Source organism: Rhodococcus sp. NPDC055024 (assembly GCF_053608585.1).
In genome coordinates this window covers 21,225-39,381 of record NZ_JBSGVT010000016.1, presented here as the reverse complement: position 1 = coordinate 39,381, position 18,157 = coordinate 21,225, and the positions used below count along the sequence as shown (strand labels likewise).

Below are 18,157 nucleotides of genomic sequence, written 5' to 3'. Positions count from 1 at the left end.
TCACGGCACGAACTCCACACTCGACATCAGGACCCGCCCGTCGACGTCCTCGACACCGACGCGCAGACGGTAGGTGCGCGCCGAAGACTCTCCCGCTGAATTGCCGACCTGGGCAGATGCCGCGATCAGCACCACTCCCGAGTTACCGGATTCCGATGCCAAGGCTGCGGTGTCGACACGCCCGTCGGATTCGACGGCAAAATCACGGATGGACGCGACGAACGCAGATTCGCCGGACTTCAGTTCGTCGGCAAAGGTTCCCGTACTCAGCGACTGCAGTGTCTCGAGATCCTCGTCGACTGTGGCGGAGTGAACGTCGATCAGAGCGAGGGCTCCTGCGACCGCACCGTCGACGTACTCTTGACGCTGGGTCTCTCGCGCCCGGTCGGATCGAACTGCCAGAGCACCGAAGACGACAACGACGCTCAGAGCCGCGAGTGCGATCCATGCCAGGGCAGTGAGAACACCGCGTTTCCCTCGGACCGGCTCGAGCACCTCGCCCCTCAGCGATTCGTCGGCGTCAGCAACTGTTGCCACGGCTCACCCTCCCCCGAATCGGAAGCAGCAGGAGCCAATTCCGTGTGTTGATAGTCGACTCCGTCTGGCCCCGTGTACAACTCGCCGGGAGCATTGGTTCCCGAGGGGACGTACGGATCTGGGCTCCGACAGATCTCCGGGCTCGGTGCTCGTTTGCCCGGCACCTCCATACAGGGAATGTTCCGGGATCCACGAACTGCGAAGACCGAGTTCTGCGGAACTTTGCAGTACAAGTCGGCCGGGGTGTCCGGGACACTCATCTGGGTCGGGTCTCGTCGCTGATCGGCCGGAAGATAGCCGGTCGAGCAGGCCGCAGGGTCCTGCGCCTGGAGGTGGAAGTTGACGTTCGCGGCGCCGTCCACCTGCCCGCGTTGGACAACGGTTTCCTGAGCGGCGACCAGTGGCGGCAGGATGACCAGTACCTGCTCCAACCCCGCGTTGTAGGTCAGGGCCACCTGAGCGGTGCTGGTGAAATTGGCAAGCAACACAGGCAAAGTGGGTTTCAGGCCTTGAAAGAGCAAGTCGGCCTCGGTCGCAAGGCCCGGTCCGGTTTCGAGGATGTTGCGCACGGAGCCGTCCGCGACCTCCAACTGCCCACTGAGCTGAGCGACACTGGACGCCCACTGGCGGATCTGGTCGCCCGTCACCACCTGGGTCTGAAGGAGCGGATCCAACTGCTGTACGAGCGTCGTGGCCGGGGTTGTGGCAGCAGACATCTGATCGACGAACGAGGTGGTCGAATCCAGCAGCCGAGCCAGGTCCTCTCCCCTGCCACCGAACGCTGCCGCGGACTCGTCGATCACCGATCGCAACTTGTCCTGCGGTACCGATGCGAGCATCGCCTGCGCCTGATCGAGGACCGGTCCGATCTCGGTCGGGATCGTGACAGCGTCGGGGCCGATCACGGCTCCGTCGGCCAGAAAGGGTCCGTCAGCGGTACTCGGTTGCATGTCGACGTATTGCTCGCCGATGGCCGACACACTTCGCACCGCTACCGTCAGCTCGCGGGCGGGAACGGGAATCGCACTCTCCAAGGATAATTCGGCGCGCACAACTCCTGGAAGGAGACGCACCGACCTGACCTGACCTATGGTGTCGCCGCGGTACGTCACGTTCGCGTTGCGATAGAGACCGCCGGCGTCGGGCAGTTCGACTGTCACCGTGTAGCGCCCGATTCCGAGCATCGTCGGAACTCTCAGATACGAGATCGCGGCCGCGCTCATGCCTATCACGGCGAGGATCGCGAAGATCGTCAATTGCCTTCGCACCAACTTCGTGAGAATCATCGTCCACCGCCCTGGGCGGGCTGCCCTGTGCCAAGTGGGGCGGGCTGCCCTGTGCCAAGTGGGCCGGGCTGCCCTGTGCCGAGTGGGGCGGTCAAGGGATCTACCAGGATTCCGTTCTCCACGGAGGTTTGCGGCGCCCCGAACGGAGTGCCGAAGCCGAGCCCCGACTGGAGACGATTACTCGTGAGGTCGATCAGCGCCCACAGATTGGTGTAATCGCCGCGCATTCCGTCGTCGATGGTCGTCTGAGGGAAGGGAAAGGTACTCAGGTTGCCCAAATTGTTGATCAGGTCCGGCCCCGTTTCGACCACCTTCTGCAGCGTCGATTCCAAGGAGGTCAAATTGGCTTTCAGATCGTCGCGGGTCCGATCGACCAGATCGGTCCCGACGTCCCCGAACCTACCGACCGCATCGAGCGCGGTGGTCAGGCTCACGCGCTGGGCGCTCAGTTCCGCCAAGGCGGGATCGAGCGTCTCCAATGCCTGACCGAGAACATCTCTCTGGGCCGTGATTTCACCGGCGAAGACGTCGAGATTCTCCATGGTCGTGACCATCGCATCACGTTGGCGGTCGAGTGTTTCGGTCACGGTATCCATCTGACTCAGCAGGTCGCGAGCCGCGTCGGTCCGTCCGCCGAGCGCCGTGTTCAGCTCCGTGGTGATGCTGTGAATCTGAGCGAGCCCGCCGCCGTTGAGGACCAATGACAGTGCCGTCAACGCTTCCTCGGTGGTGGGATAGACGCCGGCCGACGCGAGGGGGATCACCGATCCCTCCGACAACCGCCCTTCCGGCGCAACATCGGTAGGCGGCGCAAGCGCTACGTGTTTTGACCCGAGCAGGCTGGTTTGGCCGATCTTGGCCGTCGCATTGGCGGGCAGGGACACCGAACCGTCGAGTGCGACCGTCACCCTTGCGTGCCAGTTGTCGGTCTCGATCGCGCTGATACTTCCGACCGTCACGTCGTTGACCATGACCGGAGAGTTGGGACTTATCGACGTGACGTCCGGCATCTCGATCACGACTGCGAAACTCCCCTCACCGCGCCCAGCCGCGCCTGGCAGCGAAACCGAATTCAGCCCGCTCCATTGGCAACCCGCCAGAACCAGCACGGTGCTCGCCCCCAGACACACTGTCACCCACCTCCGGGTAGTCATCGGGGTTCCGTCGACGGCATGAGCAGTCCGCCCAGGTCAGGCGCCGGGGGCATGGTCGGAAAGCCCAACGCAGCAGTCGGTTTCAGATCAGGCTCGCTGTACATCAACTGATCCGGTAACGCGCCGAGTGCCCTGGTCGGATTGAGGCTCAGATCCGGGTAGTTCGCCTTGATCGTGTTGAGCAACGGGCCGAGGTATTCGATGCACAAATCCGCACCCTTCTTCGAGGTGTCGTTGGCCAGACCGGCGATTCCGCCGCAGATCAAGTCGATCGGATTACCCACGTTCTGAAATGCGGGCACACCCACCATTGCTCCCTGCGCCGGCCGGTACACGTTGTAATAGTTGGACAACGCCGTCGGAGCCAGATGCAGCACCTTTTCCAAGCCCGCGCGCTTGTCGACCAGCACCTGCGACACATCCGCCAACTTCGCGACCTGCTCCGTCAGTCCAACCCGGTTCTGTTCGACAAATCGCCGCACGTCGCCGACGGCGGCGTCCAGATCGGCAAGAGCAGGCGCCAATTGCGTCCGGCTCTCGGCGAGCACGCTCGTGACATTCGCCAGCCGACCTTGGAACTGGACGATCTGTTCATCGCTTGCCGCGAGTGCGGTGGTGAAAGTCTGCAGGCCGCGGATCGTGCCGAACAGGTCGGCGCCGCCTTCGTCGAGCGTGCTCATCGCCTCCGAGAGTTCGGTCACCGAGCGTCCCAGAGCTTCACCATTGCCCGCGAGTGCAGATCCGGCACCGTCCAGGAAGTTGGCGGCAGGCCCCCGATCGTCTCCGTTCGGGCCCAATGCATCCGCGGCCCGGCCCAACTGTTCCTTGATCTGGTCCCATTCCACCGGGACGGCCGTGCGGTCGAGCCCGATCTCCGCCCCGTCGGCCAGCGCGTCGCCGCCGTCCGTCACCGCCGGCGTCAACTGCACGAAGCGAGCCGAGACCAGAGACTGCGCGACGATCACCGCCTTTGCGTCTCTGGCCACCGGAACCTCGCGTGCCAGTGTCAGTTCGACGCGCATCCGGTCTCCTTGCGGGGTGATGCCGGTGACGTGACCGACGTCGACTCCCACGACACGAACGTCGTCGCCGACGTACAGTCCGGTCGTCGAGGTGAAGTATGCCGTCACGTTGTAGTAGCGCACGTGTTGCAGCACAACGTATCCCGATACGACGATGATCGCGGCGCCGATGATCCCTGCGCCGACGGCGGCGATTCGGCGCCACTTCGACGACAGACGAACGTGTGCTGCACCCATCACTTGACCTCCGGAATCGGTAGCGGCGCAGGCGGAAGCCCGAACATCGCGTTGATCAAGGGTTGGGTGTATTGAGCCGGCACCAGGTTCTGGACGTACGCGTAGTAGAAGGGCCCACTGGCCACGGTGTCACCGAGCGTGCCCACGTACGTGCCGAGACCGTCGATTCCTTGGGAGAGGTTGTCCTTGTTGTTCTGCAGAATGCCGACAACCGTGTCGAGTTTGACGAGGACCGGTTGCAATTGCGCCTCGTTGTCGTGAACGAGTCCGCTCAGCTCGGTCGACAATGCCGAGATGTTCGTGATCACTTCCCCCAGCGCCGCCTGTCGCCGATCCAGTTCACCCAACAGGGCGTTGCCGTCGACGAGTAGTGCATTGACCTGTGGTCCACGTTCGGCCAGCGTCCCGGCGACGTCGTTTGCATCGGACAACAAGCCGCGCAACATCTCGTCCCGTCGATTGACGCTGTCGGAGATCCGCGCGACACCGTCGAGTGCCGGCCGCAGATTCGGCGCACTGGCCCCCATCACCTGCCCCACCGCGTCGAGCGATTCGGAGAGCTGGTCGAGATCGATGTCCTCCACGGTCGTAGTGAGATCGCCGAGTACGTCGGGCAGCGAATACGCCGATCTCGTTCGCTCGACCGGGATCTCGCCGCCGACCGCGATCCTTCCCGCACCGTCCACATCGAGTGACACAGCCCGCTTGCCCAGGAGCGACATCGTGGTGATCGCCGCAGACGTGCTTTCCCCCAGACCGATCGACCCGTCCAGTGTGAAGTCCACGCGCGCGAGTCCGTTCTCGACCTCGATCCTGTCCACCGTCCCGATCTTCACGCCTGCGGCATTGACCTCGTCTCCCTGAGCCAGGCCGCCGGCGTCGGCGAACACCGCGCTGTATCCGACGCCTGATTTCAAGAACTGGAGGTTCTGATACTGCAACGACGCCAGTACGACGGCCGCCGTGACGACCAATCCCACGACGCCCACTCGTACTGCCTGGTTCTGTGCCATCTCTCTCATCGGGGCGCACACCTTCCGGTCGTCTGGTCCACCAAATCGACAGTGAGCGGTGTGCCGTCTGCCCCGTCGACTTTCAGCGCGATACCGCAGAGATAGAAATTGAAGAACGATCCGTACGAACCCACTCGGATCAACTGCCTGTAGTTCGACGGCATCGATGCGAGAATCCGATCGAGCTCACTCTGCTGGTCGATCAGCGGAGTCAGGCTTGCATCCAGTTTCGACAGGTTCCCAGCGATGTCCGGGCGAACTCCGGCAAGGAGATCGGCGAAGGTACCCGATGCGGTGTTCACGCTGTCGACGGCGCTCCCGATCATCTCCCGATCCGCCGCGAGCCCACTGACCAGCTGCTGTAGGTGATCGAGAGTGTCGCTGAACTGGCTACCGCGGCTGCGCAATTCACTGAGCACGCCGTCGAGGTTGTCGATGACACGGCCGATCAGTTGGTCACGATCGGCGAGTGTGTTGGTGATCGAGCCGGTGTGCGCCAGCACCGAAGCCACAGTTCCGGACTGTCCTTGGAACACGTCGAGCAAGGACATCGACAACGCGTTGACCTGCTCCGGGTCCAGCGCTTGGAACAGCGGTCTGAAGCCGCCGAGTAACGCATCGAGGTCCAGTGCCGGCGCGGTGCGATCGACGGGGATGCTCTCGCCCTCGGGTTGCGGTTCCGCGATTCCCGGGTCGTCGAGCAGTTCGAGGTACCGATTGCCCACCAGATCCTGATATCGAACAGCGGCCCTCGTCGACGTGGTCACGGTCTCACCCGCATCCACGCTGAAGCTCACGTGGGCACGATGATTCCCACCGAATTCAACCGAGCTGACGGAGCCGACCGGTACACCGGCGATGCGCACCTTGTCGCCCGCTCTGAGCCCGGAGGCGTTGACGAACTCCGCCGAGTACGACTTGGCGTCGCCGCCCCGCATCTGGCCGAATACGAGGATCAGCCCGGCGTTGACGAGGATCATCACCAGGACGAAGAGCCCGAACTTGACGGTGTACCCACGAACATTCATCGGATCTCCGTCCCGAACAGATAGCTCATCAGGTCCGGGACCGTGTTCATCGGCTGCCCACCATTCGGTTGACGCTCGGGCGCAAACGGATTCACCCCGGTGTCGGTCACCAGGTACGGCGCGTTGACGTTCGGATCACGCAAAGGGAGACCCATACACTGCGGACCGCCGGTAGCCGCCACCTTGGGCAGGTCGTCGGGATAGCGGTACGGTTCGGTTCCGGCAATCAGACCTATCGACATCTTGATGCCCGGTTGACCGTTGTAGGCGCCGTCGCCGATCCGCTTGCTCTCCTGCAGACCGTGGAACATACAGGGAATCACCGGGGAGTATTCCTCGAGCAGAGCGGTCGTCGGACGTAGCAGGGAAAGAACGGTGTCGACGCCGTCGGCGTTGGCTCCCAGTACGTCCTCGCCGGTGCGGGCCAGCCCGATCACATTGAGCAGGAGTAGGTCGAGATTCTCCTGCTCGTCGAGAACAGTGGTGCCCGTGGTCGTGAGCGAGCCGAGGGTGTCCAAGAGGTCAAGAACAGCGTCGCGGTAGGTCTGCGTGACGGTCGGCAGGTCGGTCAGCACGTGATCGAGCGCCTCACGTGCAGTGTTGAATTCGGTCAATGACGTATCAGCTTGTTCGAGTGCGACACCGAGGCGCTCGCCACGTCCTTGCAGGGCGGTCGAAAGTGCGCCCAATGTCGAATCGAGCTTGCCCGGATCCACCGTCCTGAGCACGGTGGTCAGTTTCTCGAACAAGGTGTTCAACTCGACGGTCACCCGGGAAGCATCGATCGTCGCCCCGGAGGCAAGGCGCGTGCTCGCGGGCCGCTCCGGGGAGGACAGACTGACGAACTTCGCGCCGAAGGCTGTATTCGACGTGATCGCCACCTCTACGTTGGCCGGAATCGACTCGAGCACTGCGGGATCGATCGACAACGACAGTCGTGCAGTGGCGTCGTCGCTCGGCGTGATGGACTCCACCGAGCCGACCGTCACCCCGGCCATCTTCACCCGTGCGCCGGGATCCATCACGAGTCCCGCGCGCTCCGCAATCACCGTGATCGGCACGCGCGGGACAAACGTCTGGTTGAAAGACGCGACCGCCAGGGCGATGACCCCGATGATCGCCGCGGCCAGGCCGAGCGCAGCCAACTTGTAGCCGTATCTGTGCACGCAGTCCCCCTAACCGGACAGATTGAAGTTGCCGGAACCGCCGTAGAGTGCGAGTGAGACGAGCAGGGTCACCGCAACGACGCAGATAAGCGAGAGCCGAACCCCGCGGCCCACTGCGGTTCCCACACCCGACGGCCCGCCGGACGCGTTGTATCCGTAGTACGTGTGGATCAACATCACCAGTAGTGCCATCACGAGCACCTGAACGAACGACCACGCGACGTCCACAGGATCGAGGAACGTCGTGAAGTAGTGGTCGTAGAGGCCGGACGACTGACCGAACAGGACGACCGTGGTGAACCTTCCGGCCAGAAAAGATCCTACGAGCGCCAGGGAGTACAACGGCAGAATCGCGAGCATCCCCGCAGTGACGCGTGTGCTGACGACGTACGGCACCGAACTGATCGCCATCGATTCGAGGGCGTCGATCTCCTCGCTGATGCGCATGGCACCGATCTGTGCGGTCGAACCTGCGCCGATCGTGGCGGACAAACCGATTCCCGCGATGACCGGCGCGGCGATACGCACGTTGATGAATGCCGAGAAGAAACCGGTCAGCGCTTCGACTCCGATGTTGCCCAACGAGCTGAAACCCTGAATCGCTATAGTGCCGCCCGAGGCGAGAGTCAAGAATCCCACGACTGCGACGGTGCCGCCGATCACCGCCAAAGCGCCTGTGCCCATGCTGATCTCGGCGACCAGTCGAAGTACTTCTTTCGGGTGCTTGCGAATGGCCCACGGGATGTGAGCGATGGCGCGCGCGAAGAAGACAGCTTGTCGCCCGACGTCGTCGATCGAGCGCGACGTCCGGGCCACCCGCGCGCGCGTGCGTCCGAACTTGCCGATCTGTGCGAGCGATTGCGACAAGGTCACCGGGGTCACCCCGCCGTCAATCGGATGCCGACCGCGGTGACGATGGTGTTGACCACGAACAACGCCATGAACGCGTACACCACCGTTTCGTTCACGGCCTCCCCCACACCTTTCGGCCCACCACGTACCGACAGTCCGCGATAACAGGCCACCAATCCCGCGAGCATCCCGAACAGTGCGGCTTTGACCATCGACAACGCCACCTCGGGCAGGCCGGTCAGCAACGTGATTCCCTCGACGAACGCGCCGGGGTTGACGCCCTGGAGAAACACCGAGAAGGCGTAGCCCCCGGCAATACCGATGACGCAGACAAGTCCGTTGAGCAGCAAAGCCACCACGGTCGACGCGACCACCCGCGGAATCACCAGACGATTGATCGGATCGATCCCGAGCACCTCCATGGCGTCGATCTCTTCGCGAATTGTTCTCGATCCCAGATCGGCGGCGATGGCTGTCGCGCCGGCACCTGCCACGATCAGCACGGTCACCACCGGACCGACCTGGGTCACGGCGCCGAGCGCCGCCCCGGCGCCGCTGAGGTCGGCGGCTCCGATCTCGCGGAGCAGGATGTTGAGCGTGAAACTCACCAGGACCGTGAACGGCACGGCCACCAACACCGTCGGCACGATCGACACCCTGGCGATCATCCAGCTCTGCTCGAGAAACTCCTGCACCTGAAAGCGGGTGCGGAACAAGCCCACTGCAACATCGGCGCCCATCCGGTAGAACTGGCCGAGTTCGCGCATCGGGCCGGCAAGTGAAACTTTTCCGCTGTACATGTCAATGCCCCGAAGGACACGACGTGGAGTTGCCGTAATCGACCTTGAATTCCTTGATTCCGTTGAGCCATCCGGACGACAGGCGGCTCGGATCGCCGAGTTTGCTGATGTCGGGCATATGATCGGCGATCTTGCCGAAGATCAGGTCGACCTCCATTCTGGCCAGGTTTGCGCCGACACAGTAGTGAGGTCCGGTTCCCCCGAATGCGAGGTGCGGGTTCGGATCTCGGGTGATGTCGAAGACGTCGGGGTTCTCGAACACGGTCTCGTCGAAGTTGGCCGAGCCGTAGAGCAGTACGACGCGCTGTCCCTTCGCAATTGCGGTGCCGGAGATCTGTGTGTCCACCACTGCTGTCCGCTGCATCGACGTGAGCGGCGAAGCCCAGCGGATGATCTCGTCCGCAGCGGTGCGCGGACGTTCACGCTTGTACAGCTCCCACTGATCCGGATGTTCGAGAAACGCCATCATGCCGAGCGTCGTGGCGTTGCGCGTAGTCTCGTTGCCGGCGACGGCCAACATGATGACGAAGAAACCGAACTGTTCCGGGGTGAGTTTCTGTCCGTCGATGTCGGCATGAACCAAGCGCGAGATGATGTCGTCGAGCGGTTCGTCACGTCTCGCCTCGGCCAGTTGATAGGCGTAGCCCAAGATCTGCGCCGACGCCATCCGGGACTCGCCGGCGAGTGACTCGTCGTCGTAGCCCGTCATCTGATTCGACCATTCGTAGAGCTGACGACGCCCGTCCTGCGGGACACCGATCAGCTCCGAGATCGCCTGCATGGGTAGCTCACTGGCGACCTGACTGACAAAATCACCACTACCTTCCGCTACTGCGGCCGACGTGATGGCCTCCGCGCGCGCTTGAAGGCCGGCTCGCATCGCTTCCACCGACCGCGGAGTGAACAAGCGCGCCACCAACTTGCGCAACTGCGTGTGCTCGGGGGCGTCCTTGTTGATCAGGACGTGTTTGGTTGCCTCCAACTCCTCAGCGGAGATGTTGTCCTCGTGGCGCGGAATACAACCGTTGACGTTGCTGGAGAACTCCTCGCTGCGCAACGAGACGTCGCGAACGTCTGCGTGACGAGAGACCACCCAACAACCACCGTCGTGGAATCCGCCGGTGCCCGGTTCCTGCGCGTTCCACCAGACCGGAGCGCACCGTCGTAGTTCGGCGAATTCGGCAAGCGGGACGCGCTCGCCGTACAGCTGGGGGTCGGTCACGTCGAACCCGTCGGGAAGGTCGATCTCACGCATTGCAGATGCTCCTTTACGGATGGGTAACGGGGTGCCGGGTGCGGCGTGCGAGCGCTAGTCGATCCGGTGGGCAGGGTCTCGGCTCTGCGAGAACTCCTTTGCCCACCGGTAGTCCGGTTTACCGCTCGGCGCTCGAACAACGTCGTCGGCGATCCAGAAGGAACGCGGAATCTTGTAGCCGGCGAGATGACTGCGGGCGTGCTTCTCGATGGATTCGAAATCCGGTTCCACACCGTCGCGGATGCGAAGCACAGCCGCCACCCGATTGCCCCACCGCTCGTCGGCAACACCGATCACCGTCGCGTCGTAGATGTCGGGATGGGCCTTCACCACGGCTTCGACTTCTTCCACGAAGACCTTCTCGCCGCCGGTGTTGACCACCATGTTTCCCCGTCCGAGGAGGGTGACCGAGCCGTCGTCCTCGATCCGTGCCCGGTCTCCGGTCACCACTGCCCGTGCACCGTTCACCTCGCGGAATATCTCGGCCGACTTCACCGGATCCTTGTAGTAGCCGAGTGGAACGTTACCGAGTTTCGCCAGCCATCCTTCGGCGCCCGAGCCCGGCTCCAACACTCGGTTGTCGTCGTCGACGACGACAGTGAATCTGTTGGCTCCCACCTTGGGGCCACCGCGCTGCTCGAGACCCTTGGTTGCGAATCCGATTCCGCCGAAGCCTGTTTCGGAGGAACCGACCGAATCGGAGATCATCAGATTCGGAAATACGTCGAAGAACGCGTCTTTGACCGAACCGGAGAAGAGTGCAGCGCCGGACGCGAGTACAGCCAGGCTCGACGCATCAGGTTGCAATTCGCGATGGGCTTCGACCAGTGGACGACCCATGGCGTCACCGGTGATGACCATGACCTGCGGCCGATATTCGGCGACGACCCGCCAGACGTGTGCGGCATCGAATTTGGGTTCGAAGATGACGGTGTTGCCCGAGAACAGCGCATTGAACGTCGGCATCAACGCGGACGTGTGGATAAGCGGTGGAAGCATGCACCACCGCATGGGTTCGGCTGCCGCGGCGCCACCACGCGACTGTTGGTACTCGTCGGCGATCGGCTCTCCCGAATAGAAGTCGTAGCCGCCGGCCAACACCCGCCAGATGTCTTCCTGACGCCAGACGACGCCTTTCGGTCGTCCGGTGGTTCCGCCCGTGTAGAGAACGTAGACGTCGTCGCCGGAACGCTCCGGAAATGCGTGTTCACCTGTACGAAGCGGGGATTGGTCACCTAGGGCATCGCCGTACGCCACTGCCCTCGGAACCGACGGTTCATTCCCGAGAGCGAGTTCGTCGGGCACCTCGACGACGTGCTTCACCCGCGCTGTGGACAGCAGGGCTTCGGCGACTCGTTCGGCGAAACCACGATGGAAAACCAACGCCTCGAGATCCGCGTTCTCGTACAGATAGACCAATTCGTCGCTCGTGTAGCGGTAGTTCACCGTAATGGGAACCCCGCGGATCTTAAAGGCCGCGAGGACTGCGACCATCGCCTCGATCGAGTTGTGCAGGTGAATGCCGATGTGCGAACCGGCACCCAACCCGACGGACTGGAAGTAGTGCGCCAATTGGTTGGCCCGCTCGTCGAGCTCACGGTAAGTCACCTCCTCACCGGACACGATCAGCGCGAGGCGATCGGGCATCGCGTCGACAGAATGCTCGAACAGGTCTGCGAACGTGTAGGCCATTGGATGAGTCCTTCGGGTTCGGTCACTCAGACGACGAAGAGAGGCAAGGGAATTCCGCGATCTTCGAATACGAAGGCCGCGCCGGTACTGACCTTCGTAATGGCTACTTCGACGCATTCCGGAGCCGGAGCTTCGGTGATGTCCACGGCCAGAAGGAGTCCCGCGGCATCTTCGGCCACCACCTTCACGGTGAAATGCGGATTCACTCCGCGAACCAATGCCTGGAGGGCATCGAGATGCCCGCTGTCCAACAAGGTCGGCCAACCACCGTCGCGGTCGACAAGACCTTCTCGCGAGATCCACAGCTCCAGAGCATCGCCGTGGGGTCGAATCTCGCTCTCCACGTACTGCTTCGGACTGAGCAAGGGGTGCAAGGACAGGACCAACGCCAGCGATTCCAGAGTCGAAGGAAGGCCGAGCGCATCTCGGATGCGCTGTGCAGCCACTCCTGCGATTCCCGTGAGTTGCTTCCGCGTGATCTCGCGCGCCTTGTCCTCACTGGCACGACGGCGTACCGCGGCCAGAAAACCCAACGCCAACAAGTGATGCTGCACGCAGATCTCCTCTGCGATACGAACCAAGGCCGAACGTGAGAAGTCGGAGAACCTCAGGTCCGACAACAACGGCCCCGAATAGTCCGAATTACCGTCCCCGCCGTGATCGATCGGGCTCAGCACGACCGTCACCGCTTCAGTGCGTCCGATCTGCTCGGTGTGTGCGGTCATCACCGGTGGAGTGTGTGACGGGTCGATGACAACGGTCCAGGCGCAGTGCGGATGTCGGTCCGCGGGTCTGCGCGGGGGTCGGTGAATCGGGCGGATCTGGGCGTGCGGGTTGGTCGCGATGGCAGTCGCATCGAAGGTCGGGTCCTCGATGTCGTGGCACATCGAAGTGACGAACTCGTCTCCCAACGGTTCGACGTCCATGAGCGCTCCGCAATGATCGAGCCAGAATTCACCGTGCAGCGGATCGTCGACCCGGTATCGAAAGTCCATGAACTGTGGCGGCGCGCCGATGTCGAGTTGTAGCCCTTTGAAAATCGTCACAACGTCGTCGCCCTCGTATCCGAGGGCCTTCTGCATGCGGCGGGTGTACCAGGGACTGGCCGATTCCCATTCCTCGACGGCCACCTGCGCCATTCCTTCGCGGCCGAACTCGACGATCAGATGTGCCATGCCCGAGCGGTCGATGAGTTGCCCGCACAGGAGCAACTCGGGCACCAGCACGGCAAGGTCGCGCTGCGAGAGTGCCTCGAAGGAATCGCGCACCGACATCGGACTCACCACAGCGGAACCGGCGCGGTTCCCACGCGATACCAACCCGGTAGCGGGTCGCCCGAAATCGATCGCTGGATCCGCCCCTGCATCCCCTTCGAGAGTGCGTTGTTGCCGATCATCTCCATGAACAGTGCCGACACGTTCCCGAAGTCGAAGAAGTCACGCTGCCAGGACCATTGGAAATCCCCGCCGTAGCGGAACCAACTTCCGCCGATACCGTAGACGGAGTAATTGCTCCCGTCCTCACGCTTGGCGTCGGAAATCTGCTTCCACAAACCGATCACGTTGCCGCTTCGATCGTCGATGACGAAGTCTTGATACGGGTACTCCCAGCCTTCGAGGACTTTCATCTCGAGACCGAGCGCGACTTCGCGAATTTCCTCGCGCCCCACCGCCATGAAATCCTGCTTGGGGCCGTAGTTCCAACCGTACGTGGCGTCCTCGGTGTACATGTCCGCCAACGGCTTCCAATCGCCGGCGGCTTCGGCCTTCTTGTTCGCCTCGATCCAGCGTTGGACCATCTCGTCGAGCTCTGCGCGGTCGAAACCGGTCATCTGAACTTCCTCCCTCGAGTACGTGAATTCGCTGCAATCAGTCGACAATCCGCTGCAATCAGTCGACAATTCTCAGTGCGCCGGTCGGGCAATACCTGACTGCCATCTCGGCTTCACCGCGGAGCGACTCAGGTGGGTCGGAGTCCAGAAGACTGACCTTCCCTCGCTTCGGAACGACGAATATCTCCGGTGCTTCCAGTTCGCATGCCGCATGGCCTTGACACAGGTCGAGGTCGACTTCGACGTGCATGATCACCCCTCGCTCCCGGGACTCGTTCGGCGCCGGTACCTCACCGCGCACGGCTGCTGCAGCTGGACGACCATCTTGCTGTGATCGTTTCGGTAGGGCTGCGACGGTTGCGCCATCTCGAACTCGTAGTCCCGCAGCAAGATCGAGAAGATCGCCTTGAGCTGCATCTGAGCGAACGCGGCGCCGACGCAGCGATGCCGGCCGGCTCCGAACGGAATCCACGTCCAGCGGTTGACGATGTCCTCTTGATTCGGGTCGATGTACCTGCCGGGATCGAAGGTGTCCGGACGCGGGAAGTCCTCGGCAATTCGATTGGAGATCGCGGGTGTCGCGGCGACAAGGTGGCCTTCCCTGATCTCGAAGCCGCCCACTTCGAAATCTCCACGCGCCACTCGTAACAGGATGATCAACGGCGGATGCAGTCGAAGGGTTTCCTTGACCACTGCCTCGAGAACCGGAATCTGTCGCAAAGCATGGAAACTGATGTCAGCGCCGTCGGAGTACAGATTGTCGAGTTCCTCGACCACGTCCGTCATGGTGTCCGGATGCCGCAACATCTCGATCAGCGACCACGCTGCCGTGCCGGAAGTCGTGTGGTGGCCTGCAAACATCATCGAGATGAAGATTCCGGTGATCTCGTCGGCACTGAACCGGAGGTCGCCGTTCTCGTCCTTGACCGAAACCAACACGTCCAACATGTCACGGTCCTCCTTGCCCTGTGGAGGATTCGCGATCCGGCCGTTCATGATCTCCTGCACCAGAGCGACCAACGCCAACCGGGCCTCATCGCGTCGGCGGAAGCTCTCGATCGGCGCGTACGGATCCACGAAAGCCAAAGCATCCGTGCCTTGTTCGAGCTCGTGATACAGCTTGGCGAAGCTATCGTCGAGTTCGTCGCGGAACTTCTTGCCGATCAGGCACGCCGACGAGGTGTAGATGGTCAGCTCGGCGAAGAAGTCCAGCAGATCGATCTCACCTTCGTCTCCCCACTGCGCGACCATCGCCTCGACCTCGCGGCCGATCGTGGCGGCGTGCCCACGCATCTGTTCACCGCGCAGTGCCGAGTTGTGCAGCATCTCCTTACGCCGCTCCGGGCTGGCATCGAAGACCACGCCCTCACCGAAGATCGGCTTCATGAACGGGTACGCAGCTTGCTGGTCGAGATCTTCGTCAGTGGAACGGAAGAAGAACTCGTTTGCCTCCGCTCCCGACAACAAGATCACGGTGCGGTCGGCAAGTTGAAAGGCACCGACGTCACCGCACTCTTCGCGCACCCTGCGCATCAGCGCAATCGGGTCGGTTCTCAGTTCCTCGAGGTGCCCGTGCGGGAGGTCCCCACCGGACACCCGCGGTGGCTCGGGCAGTGTTCGCGACGTCTCCTGCACTCCGTGCGTCATGTCGTCTCCTGTGAGTTCGCAGTGGGAAGTTTGTCCAGTGGTGCCTCGGGCTGAACTTCGAGGAGCACGATGTGAGCCCCGCGCGGCGCCGACACGACGGCGACGATGGCATTGGCGATGTCCGAGGCACGCAGAAAGTAGCCGTGGCGGGCAAACCCCCATTTACTCCACGATTCCCCGACCGGCCCGATGATCTCCGGCGTCGTGTCCATCCCCATGCCGGTCAGTGTCGGCCCTGGCCGCACGATCGACGCGCGAATACCTGTTCCCTCCAGTTCCATTCGCATCTGCCGTCCCATGGCTTCGAGTCCGGCTTTGGCTGCGTCGTACGCACCCATGAGCGGCCGCTGGCGTTCAGCGCAGTCGGAGCCGATCAGGACGAAGTCACCACGCTGACGTTGACGCATACCGGGGAGAACGCGGTGCGCCAATCGCTGCGCACCAACGAGGTGGACTTGGATCTGCCGGAGAAACGCCTCCGGATCCATCTCGTCCGCGGCACCGAATTCGAGGTCACCGGCACCGGAGACGACAATCTCGGTGGGACCGTGCACCGCCTCCGCTGCCGCGACGAATCCGTCGACCGAATCACCGTCGGTGACGTCGAGGAAGTGTGCGTAGGCCTCGCCGCCGTTACTGCGGATCTTCTCGGCAATGGCCTCGCACTCTGCAAGTCGACGCGCACCGAGGGCAACGGGGTGGCCGAGTTCGGCCAGGGCATACGCGGTAGCGGTACCGATTCCCGACGACGCACCACTGATCAGTGCGGGCCGGCGAGCCGGGTTGGGTTCGAAACGAGGCATCAGCGCACCTGCACTTTCACGGGTAGGGCCGCAAAGCCCCGGACATTGGTCGAATGAACACGTTCGATTCCGGACTCGTCGACCTCGTAGCTGCTGACCCGACGGCCGAATTCTGCGAGGGCGATCTTGGCTTCGAGCTTTGCGAGGTGGGCGCCGAGGCAAAAGTGAACGCCGCCACCGAAACTGGCAAGCTTGCCGGATGAGCTTCGACCGATCTGGAAGCTGTCCGCGTCTTCGAACACGTCCGCATCACGATTGGCCGAACCGATCAGGAGCAATACCTTCTCTCCCGCGGGAATTGTGCGCCCGTGATATTCGAGGTCGACAACACTCGTTCTCGCCACGATCTGGCTCGACGTGTCGTAGCGGAGGGTCTCTTCCACCCACTCCGAGGCTCGTTCGGGATCGTCGAGCACGGGTGTGATCTGTGCGCGGTGGTGCGAGCCCCAGTACAGCGCGTTTCCGAGAAGCTTGGTCGTGGTTTCGTTTCCCGCCACCACCATCAAGAACATGAACCCGAGGATCTCCTGATCCGAGAGCTTGTCTCCGTCGATCTCGGCGTCGAGCAACGCCGAGGTCAGATCTTCCGTCCGCGCGCGCCGACGCTGCGCGATCATGTCCTTGTAGTAGCCCATCAGGCTGATCGAGGCTTCCACCGCTGGTTGCGGGACGTCGAGGACACCCGCCTCCCGATGTACCACCAGGTCCGCCTTACGCCGCAGTTCGGCTCGATCGGGTTCGGGGACTCCCATGAGTTCGGAGATGACGTCCATCGGCAGCTTTCCCGCCACCTCCGTGATCCAGTCGAACTCCCCTGCGCCCAGCGCAGGTATCAGGTGTTGCTTCGTCAGTTCGAGTATCCGTCCGTCGAGTTCCGCAACCCGCCGCGGTGTGAATCCGCGAGAGACCAACTGGCGCAACCGCATATGGCGAGGGTCGTCCATCGCGAGAAACGACATCACATAGTGTGCGTGTGGCCCGTATGCCGCGGGATCGAGAGACACTCCGTTTGCGCTCGACAGGCGCTTGTTGTCCTTGAACCCCTCGACCACGTCCGTGTACCGCGACAACGCCCAGAAGCCCACGTCCGGATTGTGATAGAGCGGGGATTCCTCGCGCAGACGCTTGTACGTCGGATACGGGTCGTCGTGGAAGTGGTAGTCGTACGGATTGAAGACCACCGGATCGATCAAAGCTTCTGTCATGATTTCTCCAGGATCAGTAGTGCGGATGCCTCGAGGCGTCCGGCAATTTGCGCGTAGGTTCCGTACCCGATACCTGCGCGCAGAAGCGCTCCCGCATAGAGCATTTCGAGCGCTTCCAGCACTTCGGGCTCGCCATTCGGATCCAGTGCCGAGGCGAGTCTGCGGTGGATCTCGAACCCGATCCGGCCGCGGAGATGCTCCACTTCCGGATCGGTGCCGAGCAGGGCGTTGGTCACGGCTGCAGACACCTCCGGTTCGTCCGCGAGAAGCAGTGCGATGTTGCGAAGCACAGACAGCACGTGCGCGGTGCGATCCAGTCCGGCACCATCGGGCGCCGACGACCCCTGAAGTCTTCTCCAGAAGACCTCGGCGACCAGATGCTCCTTGGACGCGAAGTACGTGTAGGCGGTGGCAGTTCCCACGCCGGCCTCGGCCGCAACCGAACGGATACTCAGACCGGAAAACTCTTGTTCGCGTAACACTTTCACGGTCGCCTCGGCCAGTCTGGCTACCGTCTCCGCCTGTTTGCCCGTGAGGCGCCGACGGGTGGATTCGTAGACAACCGATCCCCCGCCACTTCGCTCGCCCCGTTTGCTGGACACGTGTCTGGACGTTACTACAGCGTCGTG

Annotated in this window: 18 protein-coding genes; all 18 read right to left on the bottom strand. The window is 62.7% G+C overall.

Annotated features, from left to right (window positions below):
- From ACWF6P_RS26615 to ACWF6P_RS26530, 18 genes are read right to left on the bottom strand one after another with little or no spacing between them, the layout of a single operon-like run.
- The gene (locus ACWF6P_RS26615; RefSeq protein ID WP_256519359.1) at positions 1-537 is read right to left on the bottom strand and encodes a hypothetical protein; all 537 of its coding nucleotides are present in this window, start codon (positions 535-537) and stop codon (positions 1-3) included.
- Positions 504-1,823 (bottom strand): MCE family protein, encoded by a 1,320-nt coding sequence (locus ACWF6P_RS26610; RefSeq protein WP_452623082.1) that lies wholly within the window; start codon positions 1,821-1,823, stop codon positions 504-506. Before ACWF6P_RS26610 ends, ACWF6P_RS26615 begins: the two co-directional genes overlap by 34 nt.
- Positions 1,820-2,977, bottom strand: coding sequence for an MCE family protein (locus ACWF6P_RS26605; protein ID WP_452623081.1), 1,158 nt, complete (start codon positions 2,975-2,977; stop codon positions 1,820-1,822). The genes ACWF6P_RS26610 and ACWF6P_RS26605 overlap by 4 nt, the downstream gene beginning before the upstream one ends.
- On the bottom strand, positions 2,974-4,236 hold the full coding sequence (locus tag ACWF6P_RS26600) for an MCE family protein (protein WP_452623080.1): 1,263 nt from the start codon (positions 4,234-4,236) through the stop codon (positions 2,974-2,976). The genes ACWF6P_RS26605 and ACWF6P_RS26600 overlap by 4 nt, the downstream gene beginning before the upstream one ends.
- The gene (locus tag ACWF6P_RS26595) at positions 4,236-5,258 is read right to left on the bottom strand and encodes an MCE family protein (protein WP_452623079.1); all 1,023 of its coding nucleotides are present in this window, start codon (positions 5,256-5,258) and stop codon (positions 4,236-4,238) included. Before ACWF6P_RS26595 ends, ACWF6P_RS26600 begins: the two co-directional genes overlap by 1 nt.
- Positions 5,255-6,277, bottom strand: coding sequence for an MCE family protein (locus tag ACWF6P_RS26590; RefSeq protein ID WP_452623078.1), 1,023 nt, complete (start codon positions 6,275-6,277; stop codon positions 5,255-5,257). The genes ACWF6P_RS26595 and ACWF6P_RS26590 overlap by 4 nt, the downstream gene beginning before the upstream one ends.
- Positions 6,274-7,443: an MCE family protein gene (locus tag ACWF6P_RS26585; RefSeq protein ID WP_452623077.1), complete on the bottom strand. Its 1,170-nt coding sequence runs from the start codon at positions 7,441-7,443 to the stop codon at positions 6,274-6,276. Before ACWF6P_RS26585 ends, ACWF6P_RS26590 begins: the two co-directional genes overlap by 4 nt.
- Before the next feature lie 9 nt (positions 7,444-7,452).
- Entirely contained in the window at positions 7,453-8,325 is an 873-nt protein-coding gene (locus ACWF6P_RS26580; RefSeq protein WP_452623076.1) for an MlaE family ABC transporter permease, read from the bottom strand.
- On the bottom strand, positions 8,322-9,095 hold the full coding sequence (locus ACWF6P_RS26575; RefSeq protein WP_283306798.1) for an MlaE family ABC transporter permease: 774 nt from the start codon (positions 9,093-9,095) through the stop codon (positions 8,322-8,324). The genes ACWF6P_RS26580 and ACWF6P_RS26575 overlap by 4 nt, the downstream gene beginning before the upstream one ends.
- Before the next feature lies 1 nt (position 9,096).
- Complete coding sequence (locus ACWF6P_RS26570) at positions 9,097-10,350, bottom strand: cytochrome P450 (protein WP_452623075.1); 1,254 nt, start codon at positions 10,348-10,350, stop codon at positions 9,097-9,099.
- 54 nt (positions 10,351-10,404) lie between these two features.
- On the bottom strand, positions 10,405-12,042 hold the full coding sequence (locus ACWF6P_RS26565) for an acyl-CoA synthetase (protein WP_452623074.1): 1,638 nt from the start codon (positions 12,040-12,042) through the stop codon (positions 10,405-10,407).
- Positions 12,043-12,068: 26 nt separating this feature from the next.
- Positions 12,069-13,316 (bottom strand): hypothetical protein, encoded by a 1,248-nt coding sequence (locus ACWF6P_RS26560; RefSeq protein WP_452623073.1) that lies wholly within the window; start codon positions 13,314-13,316, stop codon positions 12,069-12,071.
- Positions 13,317-13,321: 5 nt separating this feature from the next.
- On the bottom strand, positions 13,322-13,873 hold the full coding sequence (locus ACWF6P_RS26555; RefSeq protein ID WP_452623072.1) for a nuclear transport factor 2 family protein: 552 nt from the start codon (positions 13,871-13,873) through the stop codon (positions 13,322-13,324).
- Between the two features lie 58 nt (positions 13,874-13,931).
- Positions 13,932-14,123 carry a ferredoxin gene (locus ACWF6P_RS26550; RefSeq protein WP_020907945.1) on the bottom strand — a complete coding sequence of 64 codons (192 nt, stop codon included), beginning with the start codon at positions 14,121-14,123 and terminating at the stop codon, positions 13,932-13,934.
- Positions 14,124-14,125: 2 nt separating this feature from the next.
- Positions 14,126-15,520 carry a cytochrome P450 gene (locus ACWF6P_RS26545; RefSeq protein ID WP_452623071.1) on the bottom strand — a complete coding sequence of 465 codons (1,395 nt, stop codon included), beginning with the start codon at positions 15,518-15,520 and terminating at the stop codon, positions 14,126-14,128.
- Positions 15,517-16,323: an SDR family oxidoreductase gene (locus ACWF6P_RS26540; protein ID WP_452623070.1), complete on the bottom strand. Its 807-nt coding sequence runs from the start codon at positions 16,321-16,323 to the stop codon at positions 15,517-15,519. The genes ACWF6P_RS26545 and ACWF6P_RS26540 overlap by 4 nt, the downstream gene beginning before the upstream one ends.
- On the bottom strand, positions 16,323-17,528 hold the full coding sequence (locus ACWF6P_RS26535) for a cytochrome P450 (RefSeq protein ID WP_452623069.1): 1,206 nt from the start codon (positions 17,526-17,528) through the stop codon (positions 16,323-16,325). Before ACWF6P_RS26535 ends, ACWF6P_RS26540 begins: the two co-directional genes overlap by 1 nt.
- The gene (locus ACWF6P_RS26530) at positions 17,525-18,130 is read right to left on the bottom strand and encodes a TetR/AcrR family transcriptional regulator (RefSeq protein ID WP_283306808.1); all 606 of its coding nucleotides are present in this window, start codon (positions 18,128-18,130) and stop codon (positions 17,525-17,527) included. The genes ACWF6P_RS26535 and ACWF6P_RS26530 overlap by 4 nt, the downstream gene beginning before the upstream one ends.
- Between the last annotated feature and the right edge of the window lie 27 nt (positions 18,131-18,157).